The sequence below is a fragment of the Burkholderia sp. L27(2015) genome (genome assembly GCF_009765705.1).
Classification (GTDB): Bacteria; Pseudomonadota; Gammaproteobacteria; order Burkholderiales; family Burkholderiaceae; genus LMUX01.
Genome location: NZ_LMUX01000021.1, coordinates 564,179 through 586,233 on the forward strand (window position 1 = coordinate 564,179; position 22,055 = coordinate 586,233).

General features: G+C 56.1%; 19 protein-coding genes. 6 read left to right on the top strand and 13 right to left on the bottom strand.

What is annotated here, in order from left to right; all coding sequences use genetic code 11:
• Positions 1-79 precede the first annotated feature (79 nt).
• Both GSQ77_RS20930 and GSQ77_RS20935 read right to left on the bottom strand, forming a co-directional pair.
• Positions 80-1,315, bottom strand: a complete 1,236-nt coding sequence (locus GSQ77_RS20930) for an MFS transporter (RefSeq protein ID WP_158904676.1) — start codon at positions 1,313-1,315, stop codon at positions 80-82.
• A gap of 135 nt (positions 1,316-1,450) precedes the next feature.
• On the bottom strand, positions 1,451-2,614 hold the full coding sequence (locus GSQ77_RS20935) for a porin (RefSeq protein ID WP_158904677.1): 1,164 nt from the start codon (positions 2,612-2,614) through the stop codon (positions 1,451-1,453).
• A 575-nt stretch (positions 2,615-3,189) separates the two neighbouring features.
• On the opposite strand from GSQ77_RS20935, the gene GSQ77_RS20940 reads away from it, so the two are divergent.
• The 4 genes from GSQ77_RS20940 to GSQ77_RS20955 all read left to right on the top strand — a co-directional run bounded on the left by GSQ77_RS20940 (position 3,190) and on the right by GSQ77_RS20955 (position 8,293).
• Positions 3,190-4,659 carry an aldehyde dehydrogenase gene (locus GSQ77_RS20940; RefSeq protein ID WP_158904678.1) on the top strand — a complete coding sequence of 490 codons (1,470 nt, stop codon included), beginning with the start codon at positions 3,190-3,192 and terminating at the stop codon, positions 4,657-4,659.
• Positions 4,660-4,672: 13 nt separating this feature from the next.
• Positions 4,673-6,007 carry an MFS transporter gene (locus GSQ77_RS20945; RefSeq protein WP_254067722.1) on the top strand — a complete coding sequence of 445 codons (1,335 nt, stop codon included), beginning with the start codon at positions 4,673-4,675 and terminating at the stop codon, positions 6,005-6,007.
• A 33-nt stretch (positions 6,008-6,040) separates the two neighbouring features.
• Complete coding sequence (locus GSQ77_RS20950) at positions 6,041-6,940, top strand: polysaccharide deacetylase (protein ID WP_158904679.1); 900 nt, start codon at positions 6,041-6,043, stop codon at positions 6,938-6,940.
• A 354-nt stretch (positions 6,941-7,294) separates the two neighbouring features.
• On the top strand, positions 7,295-8,293 hold the full coding sequence (locus GSQ77_RS20955) for an AraC family transcriptional regulator (RefSeq protein WP_216854926.1): 999 nt from the start codon (positions 7,295-7,297) through the stop codon (positions 8,291-8,293).
• A 104-nt stretch (positions 8,294-8,397) separates the two neighbouring features.
• On the opposite strand, the gene GSQ77_RS20960 is transcribed toward GSQ77_RS20955, so the two are convergent.
• The 5 genes from GSQ77_RS20960 to GSQ77_RS20980 all read right to left on the bottom strand — a co-directional run bounded on the left by GSQ77_RS20960 (position 8,398) and on the right by GSQ77_RS20980 (position 13,041).
• Positions 8,398-9,678 (bottom strand): alkyl sulfatase dimerization domain-containing protein, encoded by a 1,281-nt coding sequence (locus GSQ77_RS20960; protein WP_158904681.1) that lies wholly within the window; start codon positions 9,676-9,678, stop codon positions 8,398-8,400.
• A gap of 36 nt (positions 9,679-9,714) precedes the next feature.
• Positions 9,715-10,209, bottom strand: coding sequence for a nuclear transport factor 2 family protein (locus GSQ77_RS20965; protein ID WP_158904682.1), 495 nt, complete (start codon positions 10,207-10,209; stop codon positions 9,715-9,717).
• Between the two features lie 107 nt (positions 10,210-10,316).
• Positions 10,317-11,195 (bottom strand): alpha/beta hydrolase, encoded by an 879-nt coding sequence (locus GSQ77_RS20970; RefSeq protein ID WP_158904683.1) that lies wholly within the window; start codon positions 11,193-11,195, stop codon positions 10,317-10,319.
• 78 nt (positions 11,196-11,273) lie between these two features.
• The gene (locus GSQ77_RS20975) at positions 11,274-12,401 is read right to left on the bottom strand and encodes an NAD(P)-dependent alcohol dehydrogenase (protein WP_158904684.1); all 1,128 of its coding nucleotides are present in this window, start codon (positions 12,399-12,401) and stop codon (positions 11,274-11,276) included.
• A 211-nt stretch (positions 12,402-12,612) separates the two neighbouring features.
• On the bottom strand, positions 12,613-13,041 hold the full coding sequence (locus GSQ77_RS20980; RefSeq protein ID WP_158904685.1) for a cupin domain-containing protein: 429 nt from the start codon (positions 13,039-13,041) through the stop codon (positions 12,613-12,615).
• 243 nt (positions 13,042-13,284) lie between these two features.
• Here GSQ77_RS20980 and GSQ77_RS20985 point away from each other — a divergent pair, with 243 nt between their 5' ends.
• Entirely contained in the window at positions 13,285-14,685 is a 1,401-nt protein-coding gene (locus tag GSQ77_RS20985; protein WP_158904686.1) for an FAD/NAD(P)-binding protein, read from the top strand.
• 25 nt (positions 14,686-14,710) lie between these two features.
• Here GSQ77_RS20985 and rfbD read toward each other — a convergent pair whose 3' ends face one another.
• Genes rfbD through rfbB form a run of 4 tightly spaced genes read right to left on the bottom strand, consistent with a single transcriptional unit; the run spans position 14,711 to position 18,120 of the window.
• Positions 14,711-15,610 (bottom strand): dTDP-4-dehydrorhamnose reductase, encoded by a 900-nt coding sequence (gene rfbD, locus GSQ77_RS20990; protein ID WP_158904687.1) that lies wholly within the window; start codon positions 15,608-15,610, stop codon positions 14,711-14,713.
• A gap of 8 nt (positions 15,611-15,618) precedes the next feature.
• Positions 15,619-16,170 (bottom strand): dTDP-4-dehydrorhamnose 3,5-epimerase, encoded by a 552-nt coding sequence (rfbC, locus tag GSQ77_RS20995; protein WP_158904688.1) that lies wholly within the window; start codon positions 16,168-16,170, stop codon positions 15,619-15,621.
• A complete protein-coding gene (gene rfbA, locus GSQ77_RS21000) occupies positions 16,155-17,048 on the bottom strand; it encodes a glucose-1-phosphate thymidylyltransferase RfbA (RefSeq protein ID WP_158904689.1) in 894 nt (297 codons plus the stop codon). Before rfbA ends, rfbC begins: the two co-directional genes overlap by 16 nt.
• A 10-nt stretch (positions 17,049-17,058) precedes the next feature.
• Positions 17,059-18,120, bottom strand: a complete 1,062-nt coding sequence (gene rfbB / locus GSQ77_RS21005) for a dTDP-glucose 4,6-dehydratase (protein ID WP_158904690.1) — start codon at positions 18,118-18,120, stop codon at positions 17,059-17,061.
• A 278-nt stretch (positions 18,121-18,398) separates the two neighbouring features.
• Here rfbB and ggt point away from each other — a divergent pair, with 278 nt between their 5' ends.
• On the top strand, positions 18,399-20,195 hold the full coding sequence (gene ggt, locus GSQ77_RS21010; RefSeq protein ID WP_254067723.1) for a gamma-glutamyltransferase: 1,797 nt from the start codon (positions 18,399-18,401) through the stop codon (positions 20,193-20,195).
• Positions 20,196-20,227: 32 nt separating this feature from the next.
• On the opposite strand, the gene GSQ77_RS21015 is transcribed toward ggt, so the two are convergent.
• A complete protein-coding gene (locus GSQ77_RS21015) occupies positions 20,228-20,986 on the bottom strand; it encodes an aldolase (RefSeq protein WP_158904691.1) in 759 nt (252 codons plus the stop codon).
• A gap of 143 nt (positions 20,987-21,129) precedes the next feature.
• Positions 21,130-22,008 carry a LysR family transcriptional regulator gene (locus GSQ77_RS21020; protein WP_158904692.1) on the bottom strand — a complete coding sequence of 293 codons (879 nt, stop codon included), beginning with the start codon at positions 22,006-22,008 and terminating at the stop codon, positions 21,130-21,132.
• Positions 22,009-22,055 lie beyond the last annotated feature (47 nt).

The window sequence follows — 22,055 nt, forward strand, 5'->3', positions numbered from 1 at the left end:
GATTCAGACTACGGAAGACCGCCTTAACGAGAGATATGAACTTCAGTCGCTCTTCCGCTCGATTTTCGATTTTCACCGATCACGCATTCTCTAGGTTTTTCGGCAGAAGAAACACAAGCAATGCGCCAACCATCAAACTGATAGCAATTCCGTATAAACCGGAAAGTGAATTTTTCGTGGCCATACTGACAACGCCGAATGCGTACTGGCTGGCATAAGCCGCCAAACTGGCAGCGGCATTGAGCACCCCGATTCCGACGACTGCGGCACCACTCTTGAGATAAGTCGTTGCGTAAGCCCAGAACACACTGACACACGACATGATCCCCGTGTAGGCCAACGTAAGACCAAACATCGCCAGATAGACATTTCCGGTATTGCGGCAGGCAACAAATAGGCCGATAGCGCCCAAAGATGCCGCTATCGCGTAGTGCCACCTGCGCTCCTTGAACCGATCGGAAAGATATCCCCAGACAACCATCCCTATGCTCGCAGAGAGATACGGGATAGCGGTAATAACACCATTGCTGCCCAAATTGACGACCCCGAGGTCATGAACTATCTGAGGTAACCAAAACGCAAATCCCGCGATAGCGACCCCGCCAATGATCTCGATCGTAGCGAGAACAATGAATGTTTTGGAGGTGAGCGCGTCCTTTATATTGATACGACGCTTACTTACGTTTTTATTGTTGGCGTCAGCCGCCAACGCTGCGGCAATGACCTTCTTCTCGTCTTCTGCGAGCCAATTTGCCGTATTGGGAGCGTTTTCGACAAGGAAGTATGCGAACACACCGACAATGACCGACGGAATACCCTCGATCAGAAACATCCATTGCCACCCGTAGAGTCCCCCAACGTTGCGCATGCTTTCGAGCAGATACCCCGATACTGGCGCACACAGGACACCAGCGACCGGAACGGCCGCCAAGAATATGGCAACCATTTTCGCGCGACGGTTTTCCGGGAACCAGTAAGTCAGATATAGATACACTCCAGGAGCCAGCCCCCCTTCAGCAAGACCTAGAGAAAATCTGAGAATATAGAATTGCATAGGCGTACTGATAAACATCATCAGCGATGAGACTATTCCCCAAGTCACCATAATTCTCGAGATAGTGGCTCGCGCACCAATTTTTGCGAGAAGCATGTTGCTTGGGATTCCTGACACGAGATATCCCATAAAGAATATCCCTGCTCCCATGCCATAGGTCGCGTCCGTAAGCCCAAGCGTCTCCGAAAATTGGAGTTTCGCATATCCGATATTAACTCTGTCCATATAGGACAGAACAAATACTAGGAACAGGATAGGCATGATCCGCCACGCGACTCTTTTGAATATTCTTTCTGAATCGCGAGCGTCACTGGACGCAACTTCTCCAATGACAGCCTGTTGCGAGTTTCCATTTAACACAACATACCTCCATTCGCTGTATTGATGTCTATGCGTTCAAAAATGCACATTGAGCCCGACACGCACCGCGCTTTGCCTCGAGCTGGAAGAGGGTCCGATAAAATTGTTCGCAGCGACCGCACTTGCACCCGTCGAATCCGTTCCCGAAGCCCTCTGCGTGGTAGCAACGGCATAGACAAAGGTAGTTTTTGAGAGGAGATACTGCACACCTACTGTCGCATGTTCATATCGTGCAGAACCGGTTCCCTTCGGCGCGGCGATCGTTGAAACGCTATTTCTCGTCGTAATGTCGTATTCCGCACCTACGCTCAAAGCTGGCGAAATCCAATATCTGGCGTTGAATTCAACATTCTGAAATGTCGCAGTACCAACGTACTGAGACGGATTGGGACCGGAATTGATATCTCCAAGACCCTTGAACTGGGTGTTCGCATACAAAACTCCGAGCGTTGCTGGGCCAACCTTATATGAGGCCCCGCCTGCAATGACCTGATAGGTGTGCGCGGAGGCATATCCGCTATCAACGGGTGAGGAGTAGTAATCACCGGATGTGGTGATAGGGGTGTTCACATTGGCCGTACCCGCTGCCAAACCTTGGTTTGGGGTTTGCGCGTTGTTGTAGCTTCCGCCAAGCATGAGTGGCCCATACGTATAGTTAGCCGCAGCGGACGCTACTTGTCCTTGTGTGAGGTGACCTGCAACTCCCCCAGGCGCGTAGACCGCTTGGAAGTTAATACCCAAGAACGTTGGAGCTATATATTTCAGAGAGCTTGGAACACGGAAAGTATCGTAGAAATTGTCAACATCGCCGGGATGCGATCCGAGAATTCCCGACCATTGGGACGCCGACGAAAAAGGGATGGCGATGAGCACTACGTCTGAATTGAGTTGCCTTCCGGCAAGAAATGAACCGAAATTTCCCGTGAGTCCAACGTACGCTTGACTCCCGAATAGTCTGGCCCCTTGCCCCATCACACCCGTCGTTGCGTTGAAGCCATTCTCAAGGCGGAAAACTGCGTTCAGGTTTCCACCGAGATCCTCTTTTCCAAGGAAGCCCCATCGATTACCTTGTATTCCGTTATCGCTCACACTGACCGATCGTCCGCCTTTAGCATTCGTGTTAAGCAAAATGCTGTCGTCGAGCGACCCATAGAGAGTCACGGAGCTCTGCGCCATTGCCCCGCTGGAGATCGCAATCATCGAAAGGCCGGCTAGCCATATCCTGGAGCTGCCGGCAAACCTTTTCTGATTGATACTTTCCGCGCGACCGGCACGGGAAGTTAGCTGCACTGCTGATACGTATCTAGTCACCTTACTTGCTCCGTTTGAAGTTAAACAAGCGAACATTTATTTAATTTTCATTGACAAAACAACATTGACACTTCGCGAACGCCATTCGCCTGCATCGACGATGCGGCTTCGATGTCGAGGGGGTTCCTCAAGGTCTCGCTTGGCTTGCTCGTGTATTTCCTAAGGCGTACTAAACCAACATCTGTGCTTGCTATGGGATGGATAATTAATCGCCGTAAAGTTATCCGCTATTCTGTAAGCGCCATCCTCATTCAATTCATGCCACCGCGTCAGGCACGCTAGGGTTCACCACGAGATGATCCGCACGTTGACAGGGCCGCGCTCATCAAACATGCCGTCAATCACACAAACTGACGAGATATAGACAGGTTTGGCGCAACCTCCATAGCGGCTTGTTTATTGGCCACCGACGATTAGTCGCAGACATGCTGTTTTAGTCGACCCTCTAACCAAAGAGACTGACCATGCAACTAAATCTGCGACAAACGTATGGCGCTTACATCGACGGGGCGTTCCAACCGGTTTCTTCAGAGACCTTTCCTGCGCTCAATGCGGCAACCGGGGAGCACCTTGCCGACGTTGCACGATGCTCGGGGCGAGAAGTGGACAAGGCGGTTGAGGCTGCCTTCGTGGCGTTTTCAACCTGGCGACAGACGACGCCGGAGGAGCGTTCGGCGATGCTGCTCAAGCTGGCCGACCGCATGGAAGCTGACATCGAACGGCTGACTGCGATTGACACCGCTGATGTTGGACGTGTATTCGGCGAGGTCATGATCGACTACCGCATCGCCATCGAGCAGTACAGGTACTTTGCTGGTGCCATCCTCACACACGAAGGCCTAGGGCGACGGATTCCCAACGGCTATCTGATTGGCAAGCGAGAGCCCATAGGCGTGGTCGGCCAGATTATCCCGTGGAATGTACCGGCCATCATGGTCGCCTTGAAGGTTGCGCCAGCGGTGGCAGCAGGTAACACAGTCGTGTTGAAGCCCGACGAGAACGCCTCGCTTTCGACGCTCGAGTTCGCGAAGATCGCTGGCGATATCTTCCCGGCAGGTGTCATCAACATTGTGCCCGGACTTGGCGAGGAAGCCGGCGCCGCCTTGACCGCACACTCCAAGGTCAAGAAGCTCGCTTTCACCGGCAGCTCGGAGGTCGGCAGGATCATCGCACGCGCAGGCGCAAACCGCCTTGTGCCCGTTTCGCTGGAGCTCGGCGGAAAAAGTCCGAACATTGTATTCCCGGACATCACCGATCTGGATGCGGTCGCCGACAATGTGATATTCGCAGGCACCTACTGCAACGGCCAGTCCTGCCTGGCGGGCACCCGCATTTTCGTCCATGACGACATCTATCTGCCCTTCATCGACAAGCTCGTATCAGCCGCAAACCGAATCAAGGTCGGCGACCCGATGAAGCAGGACTCGCGGCTGAGCTGCCTGATCTCGGACCAACAGGGCCGTCGCGTTCAGAACTACATCGAGCTTGCAAAAGGCGAGAAAGCCAATCTGATCGCCGGCGGTCAACGCATCGACGTGGAGGGCTGCTCGCATGGCTGGTTCTTCGCGCCGACGATCTTTGAAGCGCGCAATGACATGCGGATCGCTCAGGAAGAAGTATTTGGGCCTGTTCTCAGCGTAATTCGCTGGAACGACTACGAGACGATGATCGCCGAAGCGAACGATGTCCGCTACGGGCTTGCCTCCGGCATCTATACCAAAGACCTCGCGAATGCAATGCACACTGCAGACCGGCTTGAGGCAGGCAATATCTGGATCAATCACTACTTTAACCTGGCGAGTGGTTCACCTTTCGGAGGTTACAAGGAGAGCGGGATCGGCAGCGAACACTGCCATGAAACCCTCAATATGTACTCTCATCTGAAGGCCATCACGATCCAGAATGAAGTGGCAAAGCCCTGGTTCGCAGTTTAATCGGAGATGTGCCGTGCTAAAGAGCAACCCCGGGGCCATCCCCGCAGAACCACGCGCCATCGAGATGGATGAGTCCGATCGCGTGTTCAGAAAAGTAGCGTGGAGGATTATGCCGTTCCTCTTCCTAATTTTCGTATTGGCAATGGTGGACCGCATAAACATCGGATACGCGAAACTTCAATTCTCGCAAGATCTCGCATTTTCCGACACCGTGTATGGCATGGGCGCCGGCGTGTTCTTCATTGGATATCTCTTATCGGACATTCCAAGTAACATGCTTCTCAATAGAATCGGGGCACGCGCGACGATCTCGCGAATAATGATACTGTGGGGCATCATCTCCGGATCCATGATGTTCATCAGTAGTCCAACTCAATTCTACGCCTTCAGATTTGCGCTTGGCCTTGCTGAAGGAGGATTGTTTCCGGGCGTTCTGCTATACCTGACATACTGGTTCCCGGCAAACTTGCGGGCAAAGATGGTGGCGTTATCTTTAGCTGCTATCCCCGTATCCGGAACTATCGGTGCTCCGCTTTCCGGGTATCTTCTTGACAGCATGCATAACGTCAGTGGGCTCAGGGGCTGGCAATGGATGTTCTTGATCGAAGGCATTCCATCCGTCATTGTCGGGGTAGTCGCCTATTTCTTTCTTCAAAATTCGCCACAAAAGGCGAAATGGCTAACGGCTAAGGAGAAACAAATCATCGCCGACACGCTCGCGTTTGACATCAGCAAACCCGAGTTCAATAAGAGTCGTGTCAGCATGCGGCACGCGCTGGCTTCACCGATTTTTCTGGTGTTGGTAATTCTTCAGGTGATCGGGGGCGTCGCAAATAGCGGCTTCTCATTCTGGCTGCCTCAAATTATTCATGATCTCGGCGTAACGAATTTGCGTGTAAATGGCGTCATCACGTCAATTCCTTATATTTGCGCCGGACTGGGGATGTATCTGTGGGGGTATTCTTCCGATCGAAACAGGGAGCGACGCTGGCATTACGCAACGGCATCCGTTATCGGAGCCATTGGCTTGATGATTACTTGCACGCACAGCCATCAAGTTAACGTTGCAATTGCCGGCCTATCTGTAGCTTACGTCGGCACGCTGTCCTGTACTTGTGTTTTCTGGGCTTACACAACTGCGTACCTTAAGAGCAACGCTGCGGTGATCGGAATCGCCTTTATAAACTCGGTTGCGGCCCTTGCCGCCTACGGCAGTCTCTCGGCCTTCGGCGCAATTCGAACCGCCACCCATTCGACTACGCTCGGACTGTACGCGATCGCTGGTTTGATGTTCTTCGCCGCCCTGCTCGTTTTATGTTTGCCGAAGCACGTCCAAAAAGAGAATTGATCCTGCTGCCACAATCAATTCGAAGGATGAGACATGACAGATTCGAACAGTCAGCAACCGTGGAAATGGCCGGAGTCGCATTGGCGAGGGCTAGTCGACCAGGCGCGCGCAGGACGTGCATACCGCCCGGCTCAATGGAGCGGGGGAAAACGCTGTGCCGTCGCAATCTCGTTCGACTGTGACCACGAAACCAACGAACTCAATGACGGCGGCAAATCGATCGCTCGAATGAGCTGGGGCCAGTATGGCAGTCGAGTCGGAGTGCCTCGCATCCTTGAAATACTCGCCCGTCATGACGTTTCCGCTACGTTTTTCATCCCGGCGGTTTCTGCTCTCCTGCACCAGGAGGAGTCACGACGAATCATTTCCGAAGGTCACGAAGTCGGGCTGCACGGATGGATACATGAACGGAACTCTGCCCTCCCTTACGAGATCGAGCGCGAACTCATGCTGCGGTCTGCGGATACCTTGGAGCGCTTAACCGGAACGCGCCCCGTCGGGCTTCGGACACCTTCATGGGACTTCAGCCCTCATACGTTAAGAATTGAACAGGAACTTAATCTGCGCTACGACTCATCACTCATGGCGGATGAGGACTGCTACGAATTGATGTCCAACGGACGAGAAACTGGAATTGTTGAATTGCCAGTCGAGTGGATTAGAAACGATGTTCCCTACTTCCTGATGCATCAGCCTTCGGGGTCACGGCCGCACGTACCGCCCCACGAAGTATTTGAAATCTTTCGCCGGGAGTTCGACGCGGCCTATGATGCCGGCGCTGTATTCCAGCTAACCTTACATCCCCATGTCATATCCGCGAGATCCAGAATCTGGGTTCTCGAAGAGCTGATCCGCTACGCTAAAGCAAAGGGAGACTGCTGGTTTGCCACGCACGCCGACGTCGCAGCGTTCGCCAAAAAGCACGCGGCATAACTGGGCAGATCGCGGACCAACGTGTGTGGCACAGAATGCATTGAGATGGCGCAAACAGAATAGCACCTCGCTTTCTGGCGACTAATGCTTGCGTCAATTGTTGCCACAACAGCATCTGTCGCGCGGACTAAGCCTGATCTGGAAAATATCAACGGTCCGCTGGTTGCGAAAGGCGACGCCGCCGCTATACATCTTCGGACGGAGCGAGTCCTCGATACTCTCGAGTCTCTGCGCCCGTCGTCATTCATTTAGTGACCTCGTTAGGGCCGTCCCTGATACCCAACACTTTTTTCGTTGCCTAGGATCGTCAGGAACCGACATGAGCGCATGAGTTGACAGTTGACTAGAGGAACCATGATGGAACAGTCCCGCCCCCCTATAGCCGAGTCTTGGCCCGATCACTCGTTAATCATGCGGACGACCAACTTGGATGAGGCTCGCAACGCGATTGGCAAGGCCTACTGCCCATATCGTTTTGATGCAAAGCATGCCTACCACCGCGAGTCTGCCGAAATGCACCAGATCAAAGGGGTCTCGGTGGCGCTTTCAAAATTTTCATACGGATCTGAGATCGACGTTCGGCCGGACCCGTTCTCGGATTTTTTGCTGGTCCTCACAACGCTGCGTGGTACAGCCGAGATCAGCAATTCCGGTTTCACCCAGAAGGGGGGAGCGGGAATGACCATAGTCGCGTCTGCGGATGAGTCATGGAAGTTTAAATACTCGGCCGACAACGAACAGTTCGTGACGCGCATTGGCCTGGATCGCATATCCGAGATAGCTGCAAGCCTAACCGGCTCAAGTAAACGCACAGCACCCTTGCTACAACCGTCAATGTCTGACAATAGCGCCCAGCAAAGATGGATGCTTCAAGCAGCGCACTTACGGGAGCTCATCTCGATGCATACGAGTGCTGCAATTCGCAACATGCTTCTTCCTCGCGCGGAAGAGACATTGATATTGACGCTGTTATTGCAGCAGTCTGCGACAGTGTTGGAGGCTGTTCGCTCCGCGTCGTCGCCTGAGATCGCCCCGGCCTCCCTGCGACGGGCCGTTGACTACGTCCATGAATATCTCGATCAGCCGTTGACCCTGGAAGAGATTGCGATCGCGGCCAGGTGCAGCATTCGCTCGCTTCATCGAATGTTCAAGGAGCACAGAAACGTTTCCGTGATGCAGTACGTCAAAACTCTGCGCTTACAGCGAGTCCGTCAAGAATTACTCGACTCTTCGGAGGTCGCGTCGATAACCGAGGTTGCAATGCGCTGGGGCTTCTCGCAGCTCGGGCAGTTCGCCGCTGATTATCGTTCGAAGTTCGGGGAGAAGCCGTCCGATACTTTGCGTCGACGTTGATTGAATTGGCTGGCGGGGCCCACCGCATCACCTGCCAATTTAGACGACGGAGATATCGGACTAGCGGCGCTAGCCTAACAGGCACAGTTGGAACTCGAATTGTCTCAAGACGTCGCTCGCACCTTTGCGTCGCGTTGGTAAACCGCGAAAATCGCACGACCGATAAGCGACTTCTCGTCCTCCATACACTTCTCATAGACGCTTGCTCGCGTTGCTTGAATCGCTCGATTGTCCGGCTCCGCACTGCTGGCGAACTCTACGAGGTGAGCGGCGAGTCGACTCTGTCCGCCTTCGATCAAGCTTTGCGCACGCTCAGCAAGCTTCTCGGCTCCGCCCACCAAATTCGCCATCTCGATTGCGAGCTGTCGCTCAGGCGCGGGTTTCAAACGCGCTGGGTTGCCATCGTACCAACCGCCATAGAGATGCCAGATGCTGCGGACAACAAACTCAGGATTGTCGTACTTCGGTGACAAATAAGGCATCTGCAAGTACTTTTCCGGGACTGAGACCGAATGCAATATTTGGTCGAGCGTGCTTCCTTTGTTCATTAGCTCCAGCGTTTGTCGGGTCACGCTTTCCAGCGCTTCCGCGGTATCGCCAAGTATCTGATCTACGCGCGCCTCACCGAAAACCACAGGACCATGACCCGTTATCAACGTTTGCGCCTTCAACGCTTGCATTCTGCGAAGTGCGACAGCCCACTGTGGCGCCGACCGCTGGGCCTTCCGCGGATTTCCAGCATTCGGGAAGGCCCAAATGACGAAGTCCCCGCTCACGACAACGCGCTGTTCCGGCAACCATATGAAGGTGGCATCGTCCGTCTCGCCGCGTCCATGGAACAACTCAATCCGCACGCCGCCGACCGCTAGAGAAAGCGTATCGTCGTACACTTGATCTGGGCGCCTATGCCCCGTCGGGTAAACATATCCGGGTCGGTTGAATTGGTTTCCTTGGACGATGCTGTTGTACCCGTGCGTGGCGTCATATCGCTCGAACCGCGACAACACATTTCGATGCGCGATGATCCGGGGCCTATTCCGGCCTTTCGTATCGGCTTCCTCGTCGAGAAGTTTTGCGCCGCTCGTGTGGTCGATGTGGCCGTGAGTGTAAATGACGGAATGCACGGGACTGTCGTCCCAACGACGCACCGCTTCAAGTGTTTGGCTCGCTGTTCCAGGATTGCCGGTGTCAACGAATACCAAGCCATCCTTCGTGCGAATGACTGTCACGCTGCCGCAAAAGTACGTCGTGTGGACCGCAATGATATTCTCAGAGATCGGGGTTACTGCACCTCCAGTAACCGCCTCGGTCCACTCTTCCATTTGCGCATCGCCGCTCCAGAGGCGCTCGAACAACTCTTCTCTTTCCACTTTGAGATCCTTCAATTTCGATGCTGTGATTCAATGCTGTGATGCGAGAGTTCACCCTTGCGAGCGAAGTTGTCCGCTATAGGGCTCAGTCCTATCCCAGACATGCTCCGCCCGGATACTAGTAATGACCCAGTCACGCTTGTCGCGGCATTGCAGCTCCCAGTTCAGTCTGACTCCCGCCTGCCAGAGCACTATTTGGTCGGACTGCGCGTCTGGCTTCACTAGCGAGGCTGCGTTGTTACCAGTGCAGATCGCACGATCGCCTGAAACACGAACCACTACGTTACTGAGCTCATGCTGATACGCGGTCACTTGATCGTAGCGGGAACGCCAGCGTGCAATCATGTCCTCCCGGCGCAACGACGCCGCGGGGGGGACCGCGCGTACCGACGTGTAGTCGACGAAAACCTCCTCGGCGAAGAAGGGAGGAAGATCGTCCCAGCGACGCGCATCGACCGCGACCATGTAGCCTGTCACTGTTTTCGTGATTGCGATCTCCGAAAGGAGATCGCGCATATCATCAGTTGCTTGCGAAAGCTTTTCCATTACAAGAACTCCAACAATCTTTCACTCGAAAAATCAGGATCCGATGCGCCGAGGCTCCTTCGATGCCACTTGCATCCGATAGACACACGTTTGCTAACAGAGTCGTTTCAAACTTCTTTAAGCATGCTGATTAAAGTCGAAAACACTTTATCGTCATCAAGCGCGCATGCGGTCACCTTATGGTCCGCTCCCTTCATCTCATGTCGAACAACATGGTGTCCATGCAAACGGAGCGCAGCTTCGAGCGCAACGGCTCGAACTTTAAAGAGGTCAGGAGAATTTGCCTTAAGATTGACTTCTGGATCGCCATAGATCATCAGCGTGCGTTTCGGTGCATGTCGACCGTGCAACACCGCGCTCGCTTCGATCCGCCGGTCTTCATCGACGAACACATGCGCTGGATCAGAAGGCATGAAATCGTAAATCCCACTGATCAGCACCATGCAACCGATCGCCGCGTGTTGAAATCCTTGTGCCTCGGCAATCTCTGGCCGAACCCCAAGCAGCGCAGCGATAGAAGCCCCCGCCGAGTGGCCGGAGATGCAGTAAGCCGGATGGAGTACCCCGGCACTTTTCAGACACTGATCGAGACACGCCAGTCCCCGTGCGACATCAACGGCGCTGTCAGGGAAACGTGTGGGCGCCAAGCGGTAACCCATGGAGACGAAGATAAAGCCCTCTTCGAGGAGTCGTTCTCCAACGAAATCATAAAAATCGGGGTGCCCCTCAGAAAATGCGCCACCGTGTAGGTGGACATATACCTTGGCATCCGCTGTCTGCTTGCTCGGATAGAAGATATTCATTACCTGTGCATCGGCGCTGCCGTAACGCTTTCCGGCCTCGTGGCGAGTTACCTTTCGAAGCGCTTGACCGCGTGCGTAGGCAGCAGGGTAGAACGTCGACCAATCGACAAGAAAGGCTTCTGCGGAGGTGACCGATTTGTAGTTGCTGATTGATGGCTGTAATGCTGTCGTCTGCAGGTTCATATCGCTCGAAATCCTGTTGATAAGCGAAACGGCAACGGGTTGGAATGCACCGTCAATGTAGGTGCCGCGCGAAACTTCTTACTTCCCGTCGAAAACGAGAATGGGCTTTAGCACTTCACCCGACATGCTCTCGTCTACTGCCTTGTTGATTTCTGAAAAACGGTAGTACTTCACTAGCTTATCGAACGGGAATTTGCCTTGTGCATGCAGATCGATCAATCGCGGGATAAAGGTCCCCGGCACACTGTTACCTTCGCAGATGCCCATGATGGTCTTTCCTGTAATGAGGACATCATTAGGGTCAACCTCAACCTTGGTACCTAAAGGAGACGCCCCAATGATGCCGATGCTGCCACGCGCCGAGAGAGCCGCGACGCCTTGACTGAATACCGCCGGGATTCCGGTGGTTTCAATGGCATAGTTTGTCCCCTTACCGCCAGTAATCTCCCTGATTTTCTCGACGACATTGTCGGTTTTCCCGTCAATGACGTGCGTGGCGCCGAGTTCCTTTGCCAAAGCGAGGCGAGACGCTACAACATCGACGGCGATAATCGTCGTTGCGCCAACGGCTACCGCAGCCAACACGCCGCTCAGACCAACGGAACCCGCTCCAAAACATGTGAAGCTTGATCCAGCAGTCACCTTGAGCGAGTTCATCACAGCGCCGGCTCCCGTTTGAATGCCACATCCCAACGGACCTAGCAGCTTCAATGGAGCGTCCTTCGATACCTTCAGGATGTTGCGTGTATTCACCACTGCGTATGTCGCAAATGATGACTGCCCGAAGAAGTTGTCGTGGATGGTTTCGCCCGACGGCGAGCGGATTGCGTGGCCACCTCGGCAATCGCAGCCGGAAAAATTGTACTGAAAGTAATTGACGCAGTAAGCAGGCTCGCCGGCCAAGCAGGTGTCGCACGTGCCGCATGAGGCGAAACTCAGGAGGACATGGTCGCCAATTTCGAAATTGCTGACATTGGGTCCAACGACACTGACGACACCAGAGCCTTCATGTCCAAGCACAATAGGCTGAGGCACCGGGTACACCTGATCGCGCATAATGATGTCGGTGTGGCAAAGGCCAACCGCTACCATCTTGACGAGCACCTCGCCCGCACCTGGGGCTCGAATCTTGAGCTTCTCGATTGAGAATGGCTCGTTTTTCTTCCTCGCAACCGCGGCATCAATCGCTGTGAAGGTTTCCGACATGGCTATATTTCCTCATTGAATGGGAGTTAGCGGCCTGTTGCTCGCGGCTTCTGTGAGCCGCGATACGCAAAGATCGGCGACAGGGATAAGAGTCGTACGAACGATTTACTTTGACTATTCGATTAACGCCAAAAATGTGGCAATAGCGTCTCGTTCTGACGATTCATATTTGTACGGATTCTCCGCCCGAGGCAAGTGCAACGCGGCAGCGTCAATGATTCGTGGCTGGCCCACCGCCAGTGGGCCCAACCGCATATTCCTCGTCGGTCACCTTCTCCATCCAAACGACGCTTACGCCGTCCAGCGCTTCCTGAATTCCTATGTGGGTCATGGCGGTGGTAGCCGATGCGCCGTGCCAATGCTTGTGACCCGGCGGGCACCAGATCACGTCGCCGGCACGAATTTCGACGATGGGTTCGCCTTCGCACTGGGTCCATCCGCAGCCTGCGGTAACGATTAGCGTTTGTCCAAGCGGATGGGTATGCCAGGCACTGCGTGCGCCAGCCTCGAACGTCACGCTCACCACAGAAACGCGCGCGGGCTCTGGGGGAGAGTTCAAGGGGTCCATTCGAACAGCACCCGTAAAGTACGCTTCAGGGCCTTTCTTCGATGGCTGCGAGCCTACGCGCATGATATTCATGATCGATCCTTTTCAGCATGGGGAAATTGCTCGGGGGCACAAGCCTAGGCCCCCCCTCCGTCGTGGGAGACATGCACGATCTCCAGCGCAGAAACAAAAAAAGAATTCGTTTCTGCAGAAGAACCACGCCTTACGCGCGACATCAAGAAAATATACGCTCATGAATCCGACTTTGCGCTTGCGCTGCGCCAATGCATCTTATGATGTGAAAAACTTCGATAACACCGCCCTAGCCTTCTGCACATGCACACCACGCCTTCAGAAAAACGTACGATCGTAATCATTGGAGCGGGATTCAGCGGCACGCTTACCGCCGTCAACCTGCTTCGCATCAGTCAGCCGCACACCCTGCGCGTCGTGCTTATCGAGCAAGGTTTGACCCATGGACGTGGCCTGGCATATCGTTTCGGGGATGACAATCACTTGCTGAATGTGCCGGCGGGCAATATGAGTGCCCTGGCCGATGAACCCGATCACTTCGTGTCCTATTGCCAGAACATCGATCCTGCGCTCAACGCCAAATCATTTATTTCCCGGCGCTTGTATGGCGAGTACCTCCAGTACACCTTGGCGGCGGCTGAGACGCACCATCCGGGGATTCTGGAAAAGATGACAGACGAGGCGATCGCGGTCTCTCCGGTGGTCTCTCCCACTGCATCAGGCCACGCATTGCGCGTAAAGCTGGCAAGTGGTTCGTCTTTAGGGGCAACGCAAGTCGTCCTGGCTTTGGGACACTTTCCGCCCAAACCACCGGCATTCGTCCCCGAGGATCTCCACCACCACATAGTCAATCCCTGGGATTTCAGCAAGCTCGACCGCCTCGACCCGAATAAACCCGTGGTGATACTGGGAACTGGGCACACGGCCATCGATGCCTTGTTCAGGCTGACTAGCTGCAACACGACCCGAAAGATCTTCCTTCTATCCCGACGGGGCCTGTTGCCCCACGGCCATCGTTCCAACCCAACCCCTCCGCCCAACTCCGAGTATCCGGCTTACCTTGTCGGGCTCCATCCCACCATCCGCGCCTACACTCGTGCCCTGCGACTGGAGACAGCTCGAAGGCAAGCTACCGGTGGCGATTGGCGAGATGTGATCAATGAGCTTCGGCCACACGCCTCGCGTCTGTGGCAGGGCCTGCCTGAGTCCGAACGGCGCCGCTCGCTACGCAATGTCGTTCCTTACTGGGATATCCACCGGCATCGTCTGGCTCCCTTGGCAACCCGCCGCCTTGAAAATCTGCTTGATTCGGGGCAGGCGGAGCGCGTGGCGGGGCAAGTTATCGGCTTGGATGTGCAGGGAACCAATCTGCACGCGCAGATCAAGGTGCGGGGTAACGTCGCCCCCAGAATTCTGGAGGCTGGCGCATTGGTCAACTGCACCGGCCCGAACTACGATTTGTCTGCCCTCTCATTGCCCTTGGTCACCCAGCTCAGGGACGCGGGTTTAATACAGCAGGACCGTTTAAAGCTCGGCCTGCTCGTCGACGACGACTATCGCGTAATCGATGCACGCAACGAACCTACACCGGGCCTGTTTTATGTGGGCCCAATGCTTAAGGCCAGGTATTGGGAAGCGATTGCGGTGCCTGAACTGCGGCACCACACCCGCCAGTTGGCAAGAAACCTGACGCCGCATAAGTAACGGCTCGCGCTTTCGTGTGCCGCGCTTAACGTGCAGTCATGCACAGCCGTAAGGCTGCACGCCAATCGGGCGCACGCAGCCCAAAGGTATTCTCCAGCTTGTCATTCGACAGCCGGGAGTTACTCGGCCGAGTAGCCGGCGTAGGGTACGACGCGGCCGGAATCGGCTTGACCAACGGCTTTTTCTCGAGATCGGCGAACTCGAAAATGGCCTCGGCAAAACCATACCAAGAGGTCGCGCCGGCCGCCGTCAAATGATAGACACCCGAGTGCTGCTGCCACCAGTCGCGACTATCGCCATGGCTGGCGGCTGCCTGCGACAGCACGTTTGCGCTCAACACCGCAATCGTGTTCGCCCAGGTGGGTGCACCGTGCTGATCGGCGACGACACTCAGTTCATCGCGTTGCGCGCCCAGGCGCAACATGGTCAGCAGAAAGTTCTTGCCACGCATGCCATACACCCAGCTCGTGCGAAAAATCAGATGTGGGCATCCTGATTCCGCTATTGCCTGCTCGCCCGCAAGCTTGCTCTTGCCATAGACATTTTGCGGATTAACCGCGTCGTCTTCGACATAAGAGCCGGCCTTGGCACCGTCGAAGACGTAGTCGGTCGAGTAGTGAACCATAGCGGCGCCCAGGCGCTTAGCCTCCTGCGCAAGTACGCCCGGCGCCTGCGCATTGAGCAGCATCGCGGCGTTGATCTCGGTTTCCGCCTGATCGACCGCGGTATGCGCAGCCGCATTCACGATCAGCGTCGGCTTCACCTCACGCACGACGCGGCGAACCTGATCCAGGTCCCTGAGATCCAGCCCGCCACGCTCAAGCGCGACGACTCGGCCTAGCCCCTGCAGGCTGCGCGCCAGCTCAAAACCGACTTGCCCATTGACGCCTGTCAGCAATATGGTTCCGTGTGCACTCGCCGTCATCGAAGTCCTCACGCAAAGCAATCGGCTTGCGACAGCCGCTTGGCCGCGGCGTCTTTCGCCGCGAGCACCGGTTCGAAATCGATAGGCCAATCGATGCCGATCTCGGGATCGTTCCACACGATGCTGCGCTCATCGGCCAGAGACCAATAATCGGTAGTTTTGTAGAGGCACTGCGCGCTGCCCGACAACGCGACAAACCCGTGTGCGAAACCAGGCGGCACCCAAAGCTGCCGATGGTTCTCGGCCGAAAGATTGACGCCGACCCACTTGCCGAAATTCGGCGAGCTCTTGCGAATATCGACGGCGACGTCGAACACCTCGCCTTCCACCACCCGTATGAGCTTCCCCTGTGCGTGGTGAATTTGATAATGGAGTCCGCGCAACACACCACGCGCGGAACGCGAGTGATTATCCTGCACGAACTCGACACCCGTTTCCACATGTTCAGCGAAGTCACGAGCGTTGAAGCTCTCGCAGAAGAAACCACGTGCATCACCGAACACTTTCGGCTCGATAATCTTGACTTCGGGCAATGCGGTTGGCGTTACTTGGATGGCCATGCGACTTGATCCATAAGAATGGTTTGCAGATATTTACCGTAGGCGTTTTTCGATAAGGGCGCCGCTAACGCTTCGAGCTGCGCGGCACTGATCCATTGCTGGCGATAGGCGATCTCCTCCGGGCTCGCCACTACCAGACCTTGCCGCTTCTGCAAGGTCGCGATAAAGGTTGCCGCGTCGATCAGCGAGTCGTGCGTGCCGGTGTCGAGCCATGCATAGCCCCGCCCCATGATCTCGACGTTCAATTTTCCCGCCGCGAGGTAATGAGAATTGACCTCGGTAATTTCCAGTTCGCCGCGCAGCGATGGTTTGATGCTGGCAGCGATATCGCAGACATCGTTGTCGTAGAAATAAAGCCCGGTCACCGCATAATTCGAACTCGGCTTTTCTGGCTTTTCTTCGATCGAGATCGCCCGGAAATCTCGATCGAACTCGACCACGCCATACCGCTCCGGGTCTTGGACGTGATACGCGAAGACGGTCGCCCCCGATACGCGCTCATCCGCGTGCTTAAGCTGTTTCACGAGGTCGTGGCCGTAGAAGATGTTGTCGCCGAGAATCAGCGTCGACGCATCGTGGCCAATGAAGTCGCGCCCGATGATGAACGCCTGTGCGAGCCCGTCTGGCGATGGTTGAACCGCATACGCTATATTCATGCCCCACTTACTACCGTCGCCCAGCATCGCCGCGAAACGCGGCGTGTCCTCCGGCGTCGAAATGATCAACACGTCCCGTATGCCCGCCACCATCAACGTGGACAGCGGATAGTAGATCATCGGCTTGTCATACACCGGCAGCAGCTGCTTCGATACCACATGCGTGATCGGATACAGGCGACTGCCGGATCCCCCCGCGAGAATAATGCCTTTGCGCGCCATTGTTATAACCTCACGCCCGCTGCGAATAGTTGGTTTCGACCCACTTGCGATAGTCGCCTGAAGCGACTTCATCGGCCCAGGCCTGATTATCCAGGTACCACCGAACCGTTTTTGCCATGCCGGTTTCGAACGTCTCCGCCGGTTTCCAGCCAAGCTCGCGCTCGATCTTGCGCGCATCGATCGCATAGCGGCGGTCATGGCCCGGGCGATCTGTCACGAAGGTGATCTGGTCGCGATACGAGCCATCGGCTTTCGGTTTCAGGTCATCGAGCAAATCACACAGCGTGTGCACGACATCGAGGTTCTTCTTCTCGTTCCAGCCGCCCACGTTATACGTTTCTCCCGGTTTGCCGCGCGCCAGCACTTCGCGTATTGCCGCGCAGTGATCGCCCACGTACAACCAGTCGCGCACATTCTGGCCGTCGCCGTACACGGGTAGCGGCTTGCCCGCCAGCGCGTTTGCAATAAACAGTGGGATCAGCTTTTCCGGGAACTGGTAAGGGCCGTAGTTGTTCGAGCAGTTGGTCGTCAGCGTCGGCAGGCCATACGTGTGATGGTAGGCTCGCACCAGATGATCAGAACCGGCCTTGGTGGCCGAGTACGGGCTATTCGGCGCGTAGGCTGTGGTTTCCGAGAACGGCGCGTCCGTAGCCGACAGCGAGCCGTACACCTCGTCGGTGGAAACGTGCAGGAAGCGGAATGCGTCTTTCTCTGCCGCGGCCAGCGCATTCCAGTAAGCGCGGCTGGCTTCCAGCAGGGCAAACGTGCCGACAACATTGGTCTGCACAAAATCGGCCGGCCCGTGGATGGAGCGGTCCACATGACTTTCCGCCGCGAAATGCACAATCGCGCGCGGCTTGTGTTCGGCAAGCAGCGCATCCAGCGCCTCGCGATCGCAAATATCAACGCGCGCAAACACGTGTTTGCCGTTCCCTTGCAGCGACTTTAACGAACTCAGGTTGCCGGCATAGGTGAGCTTATCGACATTGAGCACCGCTTCGTCCGAACCGTTTAACCAATCGAGCACGAAGTTGGTGCCAATAAACCCTGCACCGCCTGTAACCAGAATCATGAAATTCCTTTTCAACTATGGCGGGATGAAAACACACTACCTCGACGGTCGACATTGTATTCAATCGCGGGTTTGCCGTAATCCGTAGCGATTATACTTTCGTGGGAGCATCGACTAGCCGAAGAACTGCGTGGGCTTTACCCCTGAATTCGGATTTACCTCGATTGCCTTTCACACTATGCCTGTAGTCGTCTGCCTAGCGTCGTAACCATATCACTTATGATTGGCGAAACGAGCCTTTTCGAAATACCCGCGAATCAGCGGTTGGCAATAGGAGCATGATGCCGTTTCACCGTCTCGAATCCAACGTTCGCCGCGCCCGCAGCCTGTGGCGCCAGCGGCCCCTGACTCGTTGGCTGGCCTTCGCGCTGCTTGGCGCAGCAGCCTTATACGCGCCGCTGGTCAATGCCGTCTCGCCGCCCCCGTCGTATGGCCAACATGGCATGGTGGTCACCACGCAGCACCTGGCCAGTGAAGTCGGCCTGCAAATTCTCAAACAAGGCGGCAATGCGATCGATGCCGCGGTCGCCATCGGTTACGCGCTGGCCGTGGTCGATCCGTGCTGCGGCAACATCGGCGGTGGCGGGTTCATGACCCTGCACTTGGCTGACGGTCGCAATATTTTTGTCAATTTCCGCGAACGTGCGCCGCTCAAGGCCACACGCGACATGTACCTGGATGCCGCGGGTAACGTGGTTCCGGATCGCAGCACACGTGGCTACTTGGCGGTAGGTGTACCGGGCACGGTGTTGGGTCTAGACACGGTGTTGAAGCAATACGGCACGATGACGCGTAAGCAGGTGATGGACCCAGCCATAGAGCTGGCCGAGCATGGTTATGTACTGGTGCCAGGCGATGTCGCGATCCTGACGGGCACCGGTGCACGTGGGGATCTCGACGCGTTGAGCGGGCCGAGCAAGTTGTTCGCGCAGGAGCCCAACATCGCCGCGATATTCCTGAAACACGGCGCCGATTACCAAGTGGGCGACCGGCTGGTGCAAAAGAACCTTGCGAAAACCTTACGCATGATCGAGGCCGACGGCCCGGACGCGTTTTACAAAGGGCCGATCGCCGAACAGATCGTGCAAGCGAGCCGGCAGCATGGCGGGCTGTTGAGCATGGCGGACTTCGAGAGCTATACGGTCGAGCAGAGCAAACCCGTCGAATGCGACTATCACGGCTATCACGTCATCTCGTCGCCACCGCCGAGTTCGGGTGGCACCACGCTGTGCGAAATCCTCAATATTATCGAGCCTTACCCGCTCGCCAAGCTCGGTTACCACTCCGCCGAAGCGACGCACTATATGGTCGAGGCGATGCGCCATGCCTATGTCGACCGCAACACGCTGTTAGGCGACCCCGATTTTGTCAAGGCGCCGCTCGACCGCCTCGATTCCAAGGACTACGCCGCCCAGTTGCGTGACGCAATCCTGCCCGATCGCGCCACGCCTTCCGATCAGGTCAAACCGGGTGTGGCACCCCATGAAGGCAACAACACCACGCATTCTTCGGTGGTCGACGCCAAAGGCAACGCTGTCTCGATCACTTACACCATCAACAGTTATTTCGGGGCACTCGTGATGGCGGGCACGACAGGCTTTTTCCTGAACGACGAGATGGACGATTTCACGTCGAAACCGGGTGTACCGAATCTGTACGGACTGGTCCAAGGCGAGAACAATGCCATTGCCCCCGGCAAGCGCCCCTTGAGCTCGATGTCACCCTCGATCGCGACCAAGGACGGTAAGTTGTTTATGGTGTTTGGCAGCCCAGGCGGTTCGCGCATCATTACGATCGCGCTCGAGACGTTCACCAATGTGGTCGACTATGGGATGAACATCCAGGAAGCCGTCGACGCTCCGCGCTTTCACCACCAGTGGCAACCTGACGTGATCGAGTACGAGCCTTACGCGTTCTCGGCCGATACGATGGCCAAGCTGACCGACATGGGTTACCAATTCAAGCGTTACGATTCCTGGGGGTCGGTCGAAGCGATCTTGGTCGATCCGGCTACAGGGCACTTGACGGGCGGCGCCGATAACCGCCATCCGGCGGGCGCCGCGATGGGCTACTGAACAGCGCTCCATGCCGGGCCCAGCCCGAAGCATTACCGTGCAGCGTCAGTCTGCCGGCACCAGTAGTCGAACGTACTGTTGACGATCGATGGCTTGAGCAGATAATCGTGCGCGTCGCTGGCCAGTTCGTCGGACAGTGGCGTGAGCGGCCCGAACGCACGAGCGCGAATCTGCATGCGCGCGGCGCGTTCCAGATACACGGACAGATACGTCGCCTCTTCCACGCTGTCGCCGGCCGTCAACTGGCCGTGATGCGCGAGCAGGATGGAGCGGTTCTGACCCAACGCTTTGGAGATGATCACGCCTTCCTGATCGGCGATCGGCACGCCCGGCCAGTCTGCGAGAAACGCGCAGTCGTTATGAAACGGCGTCATGTCCATCTGCGAGACAACCAACGGCTGGCGCGCCGCCACCAAAGCGGACACGTAGGGCGAATGCGTATGGATCAGGCTTTGGCGGTCGGGGCGTGCCTCATAGACCCAGAGGTGAAAGCGCGTGGCAGGGTTCGCCATGCCGGTGCCGGACAAGGTATTGAGGTCTCGGTCGACTTCGATGAAATCGTCGGGCGTGGCCTCGTCGAAACCGAGACCGAAGCGCAGCGTCCAGTACGCGTCAGCGCGTGTGGAACGTGCGCTGATCTGGCCGGCCAAACCGGCTTCCTGACCCGTCATTGCCAGAATACGGCACGCATAGGCCAGCTTTTCCTGAAGCGAGCGCGGTTGCGGTTTGAGATGTTCCTTCATCTCCCGCGTGGCGCGTTCGTCGAAATACTCTTTAGCTCGCAAGTTCATGCTATCTCTCCTATCGTAACCGGGCCGAATGAGCGGCGCTTACACACAGTATGAAACGATGGAGTAGCGGTAGCTATGACCCGGCACTCATAGGAGGTATGAGTCTGCGTTTGAGTATGAGTATGAGTCTGCGTCTGCGGCGCTCAACGGATCGTCGTACGGGCGATCTCGAGCATCAGCGCGCTCAATGCCGTCTGCGTGCGACCTTGCCGCGTAATGCCGACGATGCGCCGGGAAAGTGCAGGGCGGGCGATCTTGACCCGAGTCAGGTGATATTCCTGCAGCAATTGGGTTGGAATGCGGTCAGGCAGGACACACTGGCCAACCGTCAGGGAGGCCAATCTCAGCATCGAATCCACGGTTTCGACCTCGGCTGCCACGTTGGCGTCCAGACCATCGGCGTGCAACATGCGGCGTAACGCATAGTGTGGCGGGAATACGATCAGCGGTAGTGCATGCTCGCGCAAGTCGATTTCGGTTTGCTTAGCCAGCGGAGATTGCTCGTGTACCACGAGGCACATGGTCTCGTCGAACAAGGGCGTGATTTCAACCGCATCCGACGCGACCGCAGTGTCATAAACGAAACCGATGTCGGCCTTGCCCGACTCGACCAACTCCACGACTTCCGGGGAACTACGCCCCAGCAGGGAGACGTTGACCTTTGGCCTCTGACTCATGAATTTCGCCATCACGTCGGCTATGAAGTAATAGCTCAGCGTATGAATGGTCGCGACGCGCAGAGCCCCCTCCGTCACGCCCTGGCGTTCCCGCAACTGCTGGACCGCGTTGTCCACAAGTTCGTATGCCGGCCGAGCGACGGCTTGCAGTTTTTGTCCGGCGTCGGTCAGCGTGACACCGCGCCCATGTCGCTCGAACAGCGGCTGTCCAAGAAAGGCTTCCAGGCTACTCAGTTGCTTGCTCAGACCGGATTGAGTCAGGTCTAACGCTTCTGCGGCCTTGGACAACGACTCGCACTGAGCGATTTCCAGAAATAGGCGAAGCTGCTGGTCACGGCTTTTCATGGGTGTCACGTTTCGGAAAAGTTGACGACCCTATCCTTATACCAGAG